Source organism: Mycobacterium sp. DHQP2018-32-09 (genome assembly GCF_058148405.1).
The window spans coordinates 25473-39471 of the sequence record NZ_JBYVYK010000009.1 but is presented as its reverse complement, the minus strand read 5'-3'; the positions used below and the strand labels follow the sequence as shown (position 1 = coordinate 39471).

The window sequence follows — 13999 nt, the reverse complement described above, 5'->3', positions numbered from 1 at the left end:
TCCATCCCACGCAGTCTGCATCATCGCGGGTCCGGCGACCCGTCATTCACGGCTCCCCTACCGTGTCGCGCCAGGCTGCGTAACCGCCGACCACGTCGCTGACGTCCCCGAACCCGTGCTGTCGCAACAGGCTCGCGGCCACCGAGGAGCGGTACCCGCCCGCACAGTAGACGACCGTGGGCGCCTGGGGGTCGAGACCTGCGATACGGCTGGGCAACTGGCTCATCGGGATGTTGACGGCGCCGGCGATCGCGCCCGCCTCGACCTCCCCTGGGTTGCGGACGTCGATGAGTTGCAGGTTCGCCACGATGGCCATGCGTTCCCGGAGGGCACAGGCGGTCAACCGCGAGGCGCGCTCGACGTCCTCCTGGTGGCCGAGCATCGCTTCGGCCGGTGCGGCCAGGTAGCCCACCACCCGGTCGAATCCGATGCGCGCCAACCGGATCTTCGCCTCGAGTTCTCGTCCCGGCTCGGTGCACACCACGATGTCGACGTCTGCGGGCACGACGGAGCCGGCGAACTCCGCGTAACGCCCGTCGAGGCCGACGTTGACGGCACCGCGCAGGTGGCCCCTGGCGAATTCCTCGGGGCCGCGGCCGTCGATCAACACCGCCCCGGCGGCCATGGCCGCTCGGACCTCGGAGTACGTCATCGGCGGCGGGGCAGCGCCTTCGTCGAGCAGGGCGCGCGCCTTGCGGTTGAGCACGGCGTCGTACCCGAAGTACTCCGGCGCCGGTGGTTGCCCACCGGTGATCAACCGGACGAAGGTGTCCTCGTCCGGCGTGCGCAGCGCATAGTTCGTCTCCAGCTGCTCGCCGATCGTCGACCAGCGCTCGGTGGAGAGGTTCTTGCCGCACGCCGAACCCGCGCCGTGCGCGGGGTAGACACGCGTGGCAGCCGGCAAGGTCATCAGCTTGTCGTGCAGCGAGCGGTAGAGGCAGTGGGCGAGCTCTTCGCGGCTGTGCCCGATGGACGCCAGCAGGTCCGGCCGGCCGACGTCTCCGATGAACAGCGCATCACCGGTCAGCACGCCGTACGGCACGGTGTCGTCGGGGTGTTCGTAGACGACGATGCTCAACGACTCCGGAGTGTGCCCCGGTGTGTGCCGAAACTCCAGGGTCACGTCACCGAGTGAGTACCGCTCGCCGTCCTCGACACCCATGACGTCGAATTCGGCGCGGGCCACCGACGAGTACACGATCTTCGCGCCGGTGGCCTTCGCCAACTCCAGGTGCCCGGAGACGAAGTCGGCGTGGAAGTGCGTCTCGATCACCAATTCCACGGTGAGTCCGAAGGTGGTCGCGTCGTCGAGATACTGGGACACGTCGCGCTGCGGGTCGACCACCACGGCCCGACCGGTGGTCTCGTCGCCGATGAGATAGGACGCCTGAGACAGGCAGTCCAGGTAGTACTGGACGAACTTCACGTCGCTCCTCCATCGTCGCCTGGTCCGAACGGTGAACGTTCACTGTGGAGTCGCCGCCGTGGACCCGCCTAGGGCCCTCTGGCATCACCCGTGGGAGCGCGTGGAGCGCGGGGTGCGTCGGCCGCCGACACCACCGTCTGGGCCGTCTGGGCCAGAGTGACGTAGGCGGGGCCCTCGCCCCTTTAGCCATCGATACCGGGACGTCTCGCACCGTCGGCGAGCACCTGCCAGCGCACGCTCGAGTGCTGCCATGCCAACGGCGATGTCCGGCCGCAACGGCACGGTCGCGTGTCGCCGTCGGCCAGAATGTCGACCATGGCCTGGAGCACCCGTGAGATCGCCGAATTGGCCGGTACCAGCCTGCGGGCGGTGCGGCACTATCACGACGTCGGCCTGCTCGCCGAGCCCGAACGCCGGAGCAACGGTTACAAGCAATACGGGGTGGCACATCTGGTGCGCCTCGTGCGCATCAAACGTCTTGTCGACCTGGGCTTCTCACTTCCCCAGATCGCCGCGATGGGCGATGCCGACGACCACCCGGCAGCCGAACTGCGCGCCCTTGACGAGGAGCTGTCAGCGACCATCGAACGACTGCAGCGGGCGCGCAGCGAAGTGCGTCGGATCCTGGATCAGAAGGCGCCGACCGACCTACCGACGGAGTTCGTGTCTCCGCAGGCGGTCGCCAGACTGTCCGAGGCCGACCGCTCCCTCGTCGTGCTGTTGTCGCGTGTCCTGGGCCCCAATGGCCGGCAGGTCTACGCCCGGCTGCTCGAGAACGCCCCGGACGAGCCTGTGGCTCATGAGTTCGACGATCTGGCCTCTGACGCCGACGAGCGCACCCGCGAGGACCTCGCCGAACGCCTGGTGCCCTACCTGCGGTTGGTGCTTGCGGCACATCCTGGGCTCGTGGAGTCGCGCGCCGACGCCCCCGGCGGGGCGCAGTTCGCCGACAGGGCCATCGACGACGCCATGGAGGAGCTCTACAACGAAGCGCAGCTCGACGTGCTGCGTCGCAGCCGCGCCATCATTCGAGCGACCACTGCGGGAGTGGCAACGGAGCCAGGCGGTAGCTAGGTGGTTCGGTCCCGTGGAGGTGGGCCACGAAGTAGTCCCAGGTGCGGCGGTAGGCGTAGTGCTGGTAGCCGACCAGCGCGTGCTCGCCACCCGGAATGAGGACCAGGTCGAAGTCCTTGTCCGCCTTGATGAGTGCATGCGCCAGGCGCATCGTCTGGTAGGGGTGGGCGTTGTCGTCGAGTTCGCCGTGGATCAACAGGAGCTTGCCCCGCAGTTCGGCGGCCAGGTGGGTGTTCGAGATCGCCTTCCTGCCGCTGTCGCTGAGGTCGCCGTGGTAGTGCTCGGCCCACATGGCGAGGTTGACGGTGTTGTCGTGGTTGCCGGAGACCGCGACCGCAACCCGGTAGAAGTCCGGGTAGGTGAGCAATGCCCTGGCGGCGGCGAAGGCACCGGCCGACAGACCGGTGATCCCGACGCGCTCGGTGTCCAACCAGCTGTGGCGCCGGCCCAGTTCGCGAATCGCGGCGACGCGGTCGTCGAGGGCGCCTGCGTTGCCCATGTCGCGGTAGGAGTGGTCGTGAAACGCTTTGCTCCGGCCGGCAGTTCCGCGTCCGTCGATGACCACTACGGCGAAACCCAACGCTGCCAGCGCCTCGGGCTGGCCGACGTGCGGCGAGTCGAATGCGGCCCCCGCGTTCCAGATCTGCGGACCCGGATAGATGTGCTCGATGACCGGGTAGCGGCGCCGTGGATCGAAACCATGTGGACGCCAGAGCAATCCGTAGATGCGGGTTCTACCATCGGCGGCGGTGGTGCAGAACCGCTCCGGCGCGGTCCAGCCCTGCTCCTGCAGCGCTGCGGCGGTCGGCGCCTCGAGTTCGACCAGGAGTTGGCCGTCCCCGTCGCGTACCACCGTGTGCGGAGGGCGGCTGGGTGAGGATGCCCGTTGGACGAAGTAGTCGCCGCCGTCGGGACTGACCGCGTCGTGGTCGAGGGTGTCGTCCTCGGTGAGCCGCACGAATCCCTGCCCGTCGAGCCCGATTCGGCAGATCTGGCGGATGTAGGGATCGTCGGCGACGAGTCCGGCAGCGACGAACCACACCTGCCGGCGTTGTTCGTCGACCCAGAGCACCTTCCGCACGGGCCACTGCCCGGTGGTGATCTGCCGGACCTGTCGTCCGTCGGGCGAATGGAGATAGAGGTGGCCCCAGCCATCGCGTTGGGACCACCACACGATCTCACCGGAGTCCAGCACCCGGGTCATCGTCGGTTCTCCCAGCTGCGGCGTCGGGTCCACCCGCGTCTCACCGGATTCGCTGATCAGGGTGGCGACGGTTCCGGTGTCCGGGTCCAGGCGGCGCAGCTCCAGCCTGCGGGCGTCGCGGGAATGGTGCAGAAAGTGCACCGCGTCCCCCGATGCGCCGGTCCACCAGGCGTACATGACGGCGGTGCCGTGCATGATGACGGTGGGTTCGGCCTGCCGGACCACGGTGCGGTCCGCTACGTGCAGGACGTTCCAGGTCATCATCGCCTGCGCCTCCTCGCCCGGCATGGAGTACCGGGTACGGTGCTCCACTGGCCTGCCGCCGTCGGGGGGCGACGATTCGACCAGCACCAGCTCGGGCAGCGCACGCTGGTCGATGCGCTGGGCCAGTATCCGGGTCGAATCCGGTGACCACTGCACGGCGAACAGGGGCGGCAACCCCAGCACCCGCATCAGCGCTCGCCCGCCGGTCGCGTCGGCCATCCCGCCGTATTCGACGTGCGGTTCGGCGTCGTCGGTGAGCGCGAATTCCCGCTGAGCGTCCCGGGATCGGACCCAGATGTTGCCGTCGCGGCGAAACGCCACCCACGACTTGTCGGGCGACTCCAGCTCCCAGGGCAGCACGCGGTCACCGCGGTCGACCCGTTCGCAGGTGCCCGGCCCCGCCGACCACACCCAGGATGACCCGAACGCGGAGAAGCCGACCGTGCCGTCGTCGCCGAACTCGACGGCGCTGATCGGTAGATCGTCAACACTGACCGCATGACCGGAAGCCACGGACAACGCGGCGGCCAACCGGTCGTGGTCGAACGCGTCGTCTCGGGTGCCATTTCGGGGATCCACCACGACGAAGCGCGACCCGACCCGGTACCAGAAGCGGTGACCGTCCGGAAGCCACTGCGGCTGCAGCGCCGCCCCGGGCACGCGGCGGGCCCGGTACGGGGCCAGCATCTGTTCGGCGCGGGCGTAGTCGGCGGCGGTCACGGTCGTCTCGTCGAGGGCCGTCGCGGTGTCGGGATTCACGGCCACGATGGAACAGCAGGACGTAACGGCACAGTCAAGGACGCGGTTGACCCGACCGCGACGGCACGGTCCGTGCTGATTCCATGTCACTCGTCGCCGTCACCTAGCTGGGTTCGCATTTCTCGAGCGTCCTGGGAAACGGCTCCCTTGCCGTCGCTTTGCCGCTGATCGTGTTGCAGACCACCGGGAATCCGCTCAGCGTGGGGGCGGCGGCGCCCGAACGCACGATGAACCGTTCGCCGAAACCGTCTGCGAACGACGGTTTTTCGACGGGTGTCTAGTCGGCGACCTCGTGGGCGCACGCGCGCGACGGCTCGGCCGCGTGCCGACGCACGCCAGCCGCCCGTTCCAGTCCTCCACGGCCGGCATCGAACGGATCGCGGTCTCGGCAATCGCGGTCGTCGGCTCCTCCGGCAGTGCCGCGTTCAGCGTGTTGAGGCCGGCGAGCAGCAGGTCAACCCCATCCCGACCGAGAAGGCCGGCCAGTTCCCACCGCAACGGGGGCAGGTAGTCGAGCAGCGCCGTGGGCACGGCCGCGAGATTCGGCACCCCGGGCCAAGGCTGCCGTGCTGGAGGCGCCCGAGGAATGGCGGCGCCCAGCTCGGCACCGTTCACGCGGTGGGCGCGGAGGGTTTCGAACCCCCGACCGCTGGTGTGTAAAACCAGAGCTCTACCACTGAGCTACACGCCCGTGCTCGGGGGAGGCTACACGGCCTCGGCCTCCGAGCGGAAATCCCGTCACACCCGCGCGACGGCCTCCAGCGCCGCGGCCCACACCGCCTGATCTCGCAGTTCGCCCGGCTGCTTGCACTCCGCGAACGCGACCACCCCTGCCGGGTCGACGACGAACGTACCGCGCATCGGATAGCCGCGGTCGCGGTCCAGCACCCCGTACGCGTCGGCCACCGCGCCGTGCGGCCAGAAGTCGGACAGCACCGGGAACGCGAACCCGTTCTCGGTGGCCCACACGCGATGCGTCGGCGGCGGCCCCACCGAGATCGTCAGCACCTGCACGGCGTCGTTCTGATAGGCCGCCAGATTCTGCTGGATCTCGGCCAGTTCGCCGCGGCACACCGGGGTGAACGCCAGCGGGAAGAACACCAACAGCGCGCTCTTGGCGCCCCGCAGCGTCCGCAGGGTCACCGGTTGCCCGGCCTGATCGTCGAGTGTGAAGTCCGGCGCCGGAGCGCCAGGTTCCAGCACTAGCGAGTCTTGCCCTTCGACTTCGGTTGCACGAGGCGGCTCGCGATCCAGTCCCCCAGGTTCGCCGACGACGTCACCACCAGCCCCGCGGTCGGCGCCGACTCCGCGATCTCCGCGGGCTGGACGTGTCCGGGCTTGCCCGTCTTGGGCGTGACCACCCAGATGACGCCGTCGTCGGCCAGCGGGGTGATCGCATCCATCAGGCGGTCCACCAGGTCGCCGTCGTCGTCGCGCCACCAGAGCAGCACGACGTCGACGACCTCGTCGGAGTCCTCGTCGAGGAGTTCACCCCCGCTGGCCTCCTCGATGTCGACGCGAATGTCGTCGTCGGTGTCCTCGTCCCAGCCAAGCTCCTGGATGACCTGACTCTTCTCGATGCCCAACCTTCGGGCGTAGCTCGGCGAATCCGCCGCAACCACCGTCGTCCTCCTTCAGCCTGCGGGTTCGCCGACCCGTTCCGTCGGCCCTATAGTCGCACGCCGACCCGCATCGACGTGGGCTGGCGCGCGAAGTCGGTCAGTACGCGGCGTCGCAGCGGTCCAACGCGGTCTGCTGCGCGGTGTTCAGACCCTCGACGGCGGCGTTGAATTCGGTCATCCCCACATCGGCCGCGATGGCGCCCGCCAGGGCGCGCGACGCGTCTACCCACGCCCGCAGCGCAGCGGTCAGCTCCGGCGCCAGCAGATCCGACAGCGAGCCCTCGACCTGGGCCGCCGACCCGTTCAGCGCGACGATGGCAGGCCCGGCCTTGGCCACCAGGTCCGAGGCGTTGTCGTTGTAGGCCGACACGTACGCGTTCACCGCCGCCACGGCGTCGACGCTGCTGGAACTCAACAGGTCACACGTCCGGTGCACGGCCTCCTTGGCCAGGCGGGCCTGCCGCTCCGCCTCCTTGGCGGCCGAGCGCGACGCGGACGCCTCCACCGACGACGACACCGATGCCCGGTACGCCGGCACGTCGGCGCGGTCGGCCGTCGCGGAGCCGCGGGTGATGCTCTGACACCCGACGACGACCATCGCCAGGGCCGCGACACACCCCGTCGCGCGCACGGTCCTGGAGGCGCTGCGCCGCAGGTCCGGCTGCCTTACCCGACTCGTCACGGACACCGACGCTACCGGGTCGAACGACCGGTCGGGCGGGCATTGCACGACCCACCCAGGTGGTGCGCGGCGGGGCTGAGGGGGCAGGATGGAGATGCAGTTCACGGGTGTCACGAGCACCCGTTTCCGCCTACCGAGGAGTAGTGGGTTGACCACCGAGTTCGCGCGCCAAGACCTGGCCCAAAACTCAAGTAGTTCCAATGACCGCGACCGCGTGCGAGTGATCCGTGAGGGTGTGGCGTCCTATCTGCCGGACATCGACTCCGACGAGACGGCCGAATGGCTGGAGTCGTTCGACGACATGGTCGAGCGATCCGGCCCCGCAAGGGCGCGGTACCTCCTGCTGCGCCTGCTCGAACGCGCCGGCGAACAGCGCGTCGCGATCCCCGCGCTGACGTCGACCGACTACGTCAACACGATCCCCACCGAGCTGGAGCCCTGGTTCCCCGGCGACGAGGACGTGGAGCGCCGCTACCGCGCCTGGATCCGCTGGAACGCCGCGATCATGGTGCACCGTGCGCAGCGGCCGGGAGTCGGTGTGGGCGGCCACATCTCGACCTACGCCTCGTCGGCCGCGCTCTACGAGGTGGGCTTCAACCACTTCTTCCGCGGCAAGAGCCACCCCGGCGGCGGCGACCAGGTGTTCATCCAGGGGCACGCCTCCCCCGGCATCTACGCCCGCGCGTTCCTCGAGGGCCGGCTCACCGCCGACCAGCTCGACGGCTTCCGGCAGGAACACAGCCATCCCGGCGGCGGCCTGCCCTCCTACCCGCACCCGCGGCTCATGCCGAACTTCTGGGAGTTCCCCACGGTGTCCATGGGGCTGGGCCCCATGAACGCCATCTACCAGGCCCGGTTCAACCACTACCTGCACGACCGCGGCCTCAAGGACACCTCCGACCAGCACGTCTGGGCGTTCCTCGGCGACGGCGAGATGGACGAGCCGGAGAGCCGCGGCCTGATCCAGGTGGCGGCCAACGAGGCCCTCGACAATCTGACGTTCGTCATCAACTGCAACCTGCAGCGCCTCGACGGCCCGGTGCGCGGCAACGGCAAGATCATCCAGGAGCTGGAGTCGTTCTTCCGCGGCGCCGGCTGGAACGTCATCAAGGTGGTCTGGGGCCGCGAGTGGGACGCGCTGCTGCACGCCGACAAGGACGGCGCGCTGGTGAACCTGATGAACACGACGCCCGACGGTGACTACCAGACCTACAAGGCCAACGACGGCGCCTACGTCCGCGACCACTTCTTCGGTCGCGACCCGCGCACCAAGGCGCTCGTCGAGCCGATGTCGGATCAGGAGATCTGGAACCTCAAGCGCGGCGGCCACGACTACCGCAAGGTGTACGCCGCCTACCGCGCCGCCGTGGAGCACAAGGGTCAGCCCACGGTCATCCTGGCCAAGACCATCAAGGGCTACACCCTGGGCACGCACTTCGAGGGCCGCAACGCCACCCACCAGATGAAGAAGCTGGCGTTGGAGGACCTCAAGAGCTTCCGCGACGCGACCCGGGTACCGGTGTCCGACGCCGATCTCGAGGAGAACCCCTACCTGCCGCCGTACTACCACCCGGGCCCCAACTCCCCCGAGATCCGCTACATGCTGGATCGCAGGCGGACCCTCGGCGGCTTCCTCCCGGAACGCCGCACCAAGCCCAAGGTGCTGCCCCTGCCCAAGCGCGACACCTACGACGCGCTGAAGAAGGGCTCGGGCAACCAGGCCGTGGCCACCACCATGGCCACCGTGCGTACCTTCAAGGAACTGTTGCGCGACAAGGAGATCGGCAAGCGCATCGTGCCGATCATCCCCGACGAGGCGCGCACGTTCGGCATGGACTCGTGGTTCCCGAGCCTGAAGATCTACAACCGCAACGGCCAGCTGTACACGTCGGTGGACGCGCAACTCATGTTGGCGTACAAGGAATCCGAGATCGGCCAGATCCTGCACGAGGGCATCAACGAGGCGGGTTCGACGTCGTCGTTCACCGCCGTCGGCACGTCGTACGCCACCCACGACGAGCCGATGATCCCGGTCTACATCTTCTACTCGATGTTCGGCTTCCAGCGCACCGGTGACGGCCTGTGGGCCGCCGCCGACCAGATGGCGAAGGGCTTCGTGCTGGGCGCCACGGCCGGGCGCACCACGCTGACCGGCGAGGGGCTGCAGCACGCCGACGGGCACTCGCTGCTGCTGGCGTCGACCAACCCGGCCGCGGTGACCTACGACCCGGCGTTCGCCTACGAGATCGCCTACATCGTCGAGGACGGGCTGCGCCGCATGTTCGGCCCGGAGCCCGAGAACGTCTTCTACTACGTGACGATCTACAACGAGCCCTACCCGCAGCCCGCCGAGCCGGAGAACTTCGACCCGGAGGGTCTGCTGCGCGGCATGTACCGCTACCGGCGGGCCACGGAGAAGCGCTCCAGCACGGCGCAGATCCTGACGTCCGGCGTCGCCATGCCGGAGGCGCTGCGCGCGGCCGACATGTTGGCCGAGAAGTGGGACGTGGCCGCCGACGTCTGGTCGGTGACCAGCTGGGGCGAGTTGAACCGCGATGGTGTCGCCGTGGACCGCGAGGCGCTGCGCCACCCGGACAAGCCGGCCGGCGAGGCGTACGTGACCAAGGCCCTCGCCGACACGGTGGGCCCCGTCGTCGCGGTGTCGGACTGGATGCGCGCGGTACCCGAGCAGATCCGCGCGTACGTGCCCAACACCTACGTGACGCTCGGCGCCGACGGCTTCGGCTTCTCCGACACCCGGCCCGCGGCGCGCCGCTACTTCAACACCGACGCCGAGTCGGTGGTGGTGGCGGTGCTCGCCGCGCTGGCCCGCGACGGCGAAATCGACCCGTCGGTGGCGGTGGCGGCCGCCAAGGAGTACCAGATCGACGACGTGCTGGCGGCCGGGGTCTCCTACGCCGACACCGGCAGCGCCTGACCCGTCGGGCTGCGGGGAGCCGGGTACGTGGTGCTCCCCGCAGTCCCTCGGTGGTGTTCTTTGGAGGTTTCTTCCACGAGCGCGGCGTAACGTTTAGGGGTGACCGACAACCGGTTCGTTCCCCCGGCGTCGACGCTCGAGGTGCTCGAAGGCATTCCCGAGTCGACGCTGCGCAGGTTGAAGCAGTATTCGGGACGTCTGGCCACCGAGGCCGTGCAGGCCCTCGGTGATCGGCTGCCGTTCTTCGCCGACCTCGAGGCATCGCAGCGCGCCAGCGTGCAACTGGTGGTGCAGACCGCGGTGGTCAACTTCGTGGAGTGGATGCGCGACCCGCGCAGCGACGTCAGCTACACCGCGCAGGCCTTCGAGATGGTGCCGCAGGACCTGACCCGTCGCATCGCGCTGCGGCAGACGGTGGAGATGGTGCGCGTCACCATGGAGTACTTCGAGCAGGTGGTGCCGCTGCTGGCCCGCAACGAGGAGCAGCTCACCGCGCTCACCGCGGGCATCCTCCGCTACAGCCGCGACCTGGCCTTCGCCGCGGCCACCGCGTACGCCGACGCCGCCGAGGCGCGCGGCGCGTGGGACACCCGCATGGAGGCCAACCTGGTCGACGCCGTGGTGCGCGGCGACGTGGGGCCGCAGCTGCAGTCCCAGGCGGCGGCACTCAACTGGGACGCGACGGCGCCGGCGACCGTCATCATCGGACTGCCCCATCCCGGCCGCGCCGACCTGGCGGCCCACGACGTGCACGCCATCGTGGCGCGGCACGCGCGCGCGGCTCTGGCCGACGTCCACGGCACCTGGCTGGTCGCCATCGTCTCGGGTCAGCTCACCGCGACCGACCGCGTGCTGGGCGAGCTGCTCGACGTGTTCGCCGAGGGACCCGTGGTCGTGGGTCCCACGGCGACGTCGTTGGCCGCCGCGCACCGCAGCGCCACCGAGGCCGTCGCCGGCATGAACGCCGTCGTCGGCTGGAGCGGTGCGCCGCGTCCGGTGGCCGCGCGCGAGCTGCTGCCCGAACGCGCGCTGATGGGCGATCCGACGGCCATCGCGGCGCTGTCGTCGGAGGTCATGCGGCCGCTGGCCGACGCCGGACCGGCGCTCACCGAGACGCTCGACGCGTACCTGGACTCCGGGGGCGCCATCGAGGCGTGCGCGCGCCGCCTCTTCGTGCACCCCAACACCGTCCGCTATCGCCTGAAGCGGATCACCGACTTCACGGGGCGCGATCCGACGCAGCCGCGGGACGCCTACGTGCTGCGCGTGGCCACCACGGTGGGCCGGCTGAGCCGGGAATGAGACCCCAGGGACGTTGCGGCGGGGTCTCGATGTCGTCCCATCACATGCACTTTTGTGGAGTCTCCACAAAAACATAAGACGAGGTTCATAATCTCTTACACGGCGCAAAACCGTCTTCACAGTGTTTTCTTAATCCGTGCCTCAAAAAGCCGTGCTTGCTCTGCTTGCGCCGGGACAGGGATCGCAGACCCCCGGCATGCTGACGCCGTGGCTGGAACTGCCCGGCGCGGCGGATCGTCTGGCGACCTGGTCGCAGATCGCGGGCCTCGACCTCGCGACGCTGGGAACCACCGCGACCGCCGAGGAGATCACCGACACCGCGGTCACGCAGCCCCTCGTCGTCGCCGCCACGCTGCTGGCGCACGAGGAACTCACCAAGCGGGGCCTGCTGGCCGACACGCCCACCATCGTGGCCGGGCACTCCGTCGGTGAGATCGCCGCCTACGCCATCGCCGGCGTCATCTCGGCCGACGACGCCGTCAAGCTCGCCGCCACCCGCGGCGCCGAGATGGCCAAGGCCTGCGCGCTGGAGCCCACCGGCATGGCCGCCGTCCTCGGCGGCGACGAGGCCGAGGTCCTCGCTCGTTTGGACGCCCTGGACCTGGTGCCCGCCAACCGCAACGCCGCGGGTCAGATCGTCGCCGCAGGCGCGGTCTCGGCACTGGACAAGCTGGCCGAGGATCCGCCGGAGAAGGCCCGCGTGCGCAAGCTCGCCACCGCAGGCGCGTTCCACACGCACTACATGGGATCGGCACTCGAGGGCTACGCCGCCGCCGCGCAGGCGGTGGCGACCAGCGAGCCCACCGCGACGCTGCTGTCCAACGCCGACGGTCAGCCCGTCGCCTCGGCGGCCGACGCCATGACCAAGCTGGTGGCACAGCTGACCCAGCCCGTGCGCTGGGACCTGTGCAACGCCACCCTCAAGGCCGCCGAGCCCGCAGCGCTCGTCGAGTTCCCGCCTGCCGGCACCCTCGTCGGCATCGCCAAGAGAGAACTTCGGGGAGTCCCGACGCACGCCGTCAAGACCCCCGCAGACCTGGACGGTCTCGCGGAGCTGTAGCCCGCGCCCGACCAGACGCACCACCCGAGACGTACCACCCATCGAGCACACCGGCGCCTCCACCGTGGAGGCGCCGAACCAGAGAGAAGAAGGAGCCCATAGTGGCCGCCAGCCAGGAAGAAATCATCGCCGGTCTCGCCGAGATCATCGAAGAGGTCACCGGTATCGAGCCCTCCGAGGTCACCCCGGAGAAGAGCTTCGTCGACGACCTGGACATCGACTCGCTGTCGATGGTCGAGATCGCCGTGCAGACCGAGGACAAGTACGGCGTGAAGATCCCCGACGAGGACCTCGCGGGCCTGCGTACCGTCGGTGACGTCGTCGCCTACATCCAGAAGCTCGAGGAAGAGAACCCCGAGGCTGCTGCCGCGCTGCGCGAGAAGTTCTCGGCAGAATGAGCCGGCCTTCCACTGCTAACGGCGGGTTCCCGAGTGTCGTGGTGACCGCCGTAGAGGCCACCACGTCCCTCGCGGCGAACATCGAGAGCACGTGGAAGGGTCTGCTGGCAGGCGAAAGCGGCATCCGCGTCCTCGAGGATGACTTCGTCACCAAGTGGGACCTTCCGGTGCGCATCGGCGGCCACCTGGTCGACGACATCGACGGATACATGACTCGCATCGACATGCGCCGCATGTCGTACGTGCAGCGCATGTCGAAGTTGCTGTCCGGTCGGCTGTGGGAGACCGCGGGCAAGCCGGAGGTCGATCCGGACCGCTTCGCCGTCATCATCGGCACCGGTCTGGGTGGCGGCGAGAAGATCGTCGAGACCTACGACGCGATGAACGAGGGCGGGCCCCGCAAGGTGTCCCCGCTCGCCGTTCAGATGATCATGCCCAACGGTGCGGCGGCGGTCGCCGGCCTGGAGCTGGGCGCCCGCGCCGGGGTCATCACCCCGGTGTCGGCGTGCTCGTCCGGGTCGGAGGCCATCGCCCACGGTTGGCGCCAGATCGTCATGGGTGACGCGGACTTCGCCGTCGTCGGCGGCGTCGAAGGCGGCATCGAGGCGCTGCCGATCGCGGCGTTCTCGATGATGCGCGCGATGTCGACCCGCAACGACGATCCCACGGGCGCGTCGCGGCCCTTCGACAAGGACCGTGACGGCTTCGTGTTCGGCGAGGCGGGCGCGATGATGATCATCGAGACCGAGGAACACGCCCTGGCCCGTGGCGCCAAGCCGCTGGCCCGCCTCATGGGCGCGGGCATCACCTCCGACGCGTTCCACATGGTGGCCCCCGCGGCCGACGGCCAGCGTGCCGGATCCGCCATGAAGCGCGCGATGGAGACCGCCGGCCTCGACCCGAAGGACATCAGCCACGTCAACGCGCATGCCACGGCGACCCCGATCGGTGACACCGCAGAGGCCAACGCCCTGCGCGTGGCCGGTGTGGGTCATGCCGCGGTGTACGCGCCGAAGTCCGCGCTGGGTCACTCGATCGGCGCCGTGGGTGCCCTCGAGTCGATCCTCACGGTGCTCGCCCTGCGCGACGGCGTCATCCCCCCGACGCTGAACTACGAGACGCCCGACCCCGAGATCGATCTCGATGTCGTTGCGGGTGAGCCTCGGTATGGCGACTACCAGTACGCCATCAACAACTCGTTCGGTTTCGGTGGACACAATGTCGCCCTGGCCTTCGGCCGTTACTGATCGATCCACGTAACGAGAGGAAC

12 protein-coding genes and 1 tRNA gene are annotated in these 13999 nt (G+C 69.3%); 6 read left to right on the top strand and 7 right to left on the bottom strand.

The genetic code is table 11. From position 1 onward, the window contains the following. Nucleotides 1-46: 46 nt before the first annotated feature. Nucleotides 47-1426, bottom strand: a complete 1380-nt coding sequence (locus tag AC30CM_RS06610) for an MBL fold metallo-hydrolase (RefSeq protein ID WP_490116038.1) — start codon at nt 1424-1426, stop codon at nt 47-49. Between the two features lie 315 nt (nt 1427-1741). Between AC30CM_RS06610 and AC30CM_RS06605 the strand changes: the two genes are divergently transcribed. After that, a complete protein-coding gene (locus tag AC30CM_RS06605) occupies nt 1742-2500 on the top strand; it encodes a MerR family transcriptional regulator (RefSeq protein ID WP_490116037.1) in 759 nt (252 codons plus the stop codon). On the opposite strand, the gene AC30CM_RS06600 is transcribed toward AC30CM_RS06605, so the two are convergent. The 6 genes from AC30CM_RS06600 to AC30CM_RS06575 all read right to left on the bottom strand — a co-directional run bounded on the left by AC30CM_RS06600 (nt 2451) and on the right by AC30CM_RS06575 (nt 7031). Beyond that, complete coding sequence (locus AC30CM_RS06600) at nt 2451-4655, bottom strand: S9 family peptidase (RefSeq protein WP_490116111.1); 2205 nt, start codon at nt 4653-4655, stop codon at nt 2451-2453. The two genes, AC30CM_RS06605 and AC30CM_RS06600, sit on opposite strands and share 50 nt — an antisense overlap. 267 nt (nt 4656-4922) lie before the next feature. Further along, nucleotides 4923-5258, bottom strand: coding sequence for a hypothetical protein (locus tag AC30CM_RS06595; protein WP_490116036.1), 336 nt, complete (start codon nt 5256-5258; stop codon nt 4923-4925). 88 nt (nt 5259-5346) lie between these two features. Further along, nucleotides 5347-5418, bottom strand: a tRNA-Val gene (locus tag AC30CM_RS06590). A 47-nt stretch (nt 5419-5465) separates the two neighbouring features. Continuing rightward, entirely contained in the window at nt 5466-5930 is a 465-nt protein-coding gene (locus AC30CM_RS06585) for a peroxiredoxin (RefSeq protein ID WP_490116035.1), read from the bottom strand. Continuing rightward, nucleotides 5930-6349, bottom strand: coding sequence for a DUF3052 domain-containing protein (locus AC30CM_RS06580; protein WP_490116034.1), 420 nt, complete (start codon nt 6347-6349; stop codon nt 5930-5932). The genes AC30CM_RS06585 and AC30CM_RS06580 overlap by 1 nt, the downstream gene beginning before the upstream one ends. A gap of 97 nt (nt 6350-6446) precedes the next feature. Continuing rightward, nucleotides 6447-7031, bottom strand: coding sequence for a hypothetical protein (locus AC30CM_RS06575; RefSeq protein ID WP_490116033.1), 585 nt, complete (start codon nt 7029-7031; stop codon nt 6447-6449). 148 nt (nt 7032-7179) lie between these two features. Here AC30CM_RS06575 and aceE point away from each other — a divergent pair, with 148 nt between their 5' ends. From aceE to kasA, 5 genes are all read left to right on the top strand, one after another. Then, the gene (aceE, locus tag AC30CM_RS06570; protein ID WP_490116032.1) at nt 7180-9969 is read left to right on the top strand and encodes a pyruvate dehydrogenase (acetyl-transferring), homodimeric type; all 2790 of its coding nucleotides are present in this window, start codon (nt 7180-7182) and stop codon (nt 9967-9969) included. Nucleotides 9970-10068: 99 nt separating this feature from the next. Beyond that, nucleotides 10069-11271: a PucR family transcriptional regulator gene (locus tag AC30CM_RS06565; RefSeq protein ID WP_490116031.1), complete on the top strand. Its 1203-nt coding sequence runs from the start codon at nt 10069-10071 to the stop codon at nt 11269-11271. Between the two features lie 151 nt (nt 11272-11422). After that, on the top strand, nt 11423-12331 hold the full coding sequence (locus tag AC30CM_RS06560; RefSeq protein ID WP_490116030.1) for an ACP S-malonyltransferase: 909 nt from the start codon (nt 11423-11425) through the stop codon (nt 12329-12331). A gap of 101 nt (nt 12332-12432) precedes the next feature. After that, nucleotides 12433-12729, top strand: coding sequence for a meromycolate extension acyl carrier protein AcpM (gene acpM / locus AC30CM_RS06555; protein WP_490116029.1), 297 nt, complete (start codon nt 12433-12435; stop codon nt 12727-12729). Beyond that, nucleotides 12726-13976 (top strand): 3-oxoacyl-ACP synthase KasA, encoded by a 1251-nt coding sequence (gene kasA, locus AC30CM_RS06550; RefSeq protein ID WP_490116028.1) that lies wholly within the window; start codon nt 12726-12728, stop codon nt 13974-13976. The genes acpM and kasA overlap by 4 nt, the downstream gene beginning before the upstream one ends. Nucleotides 13977-13999: the final 23 nt, after the last annotated feature.

Bases quoted from the DNA above. Each gene is read 5' to 3' on its own strand.
- AC30CM_RS06605 (WP_490116037.1), top strand. From the start codon at position 1,742: ATGGCCTGGAGCACCCGTGAGATCGCCGAATTGGCCGGTACCAGCCTG.
- AC30CM_RS06600 (WP_490116111.1), bottom strand. From the start codon at position 4,655: ATGCTGGCCCCGTACCGGGCCCGCCGCGTGCCCGGGGCGGCGCTGCAG.
- kasA (WP_490116028.1), top strand. From the start codon at position 12,726: ATGAGCCGGCCTTCCACTGCTAACGGCGGGTTCCCGAGTGTCGTGGTG.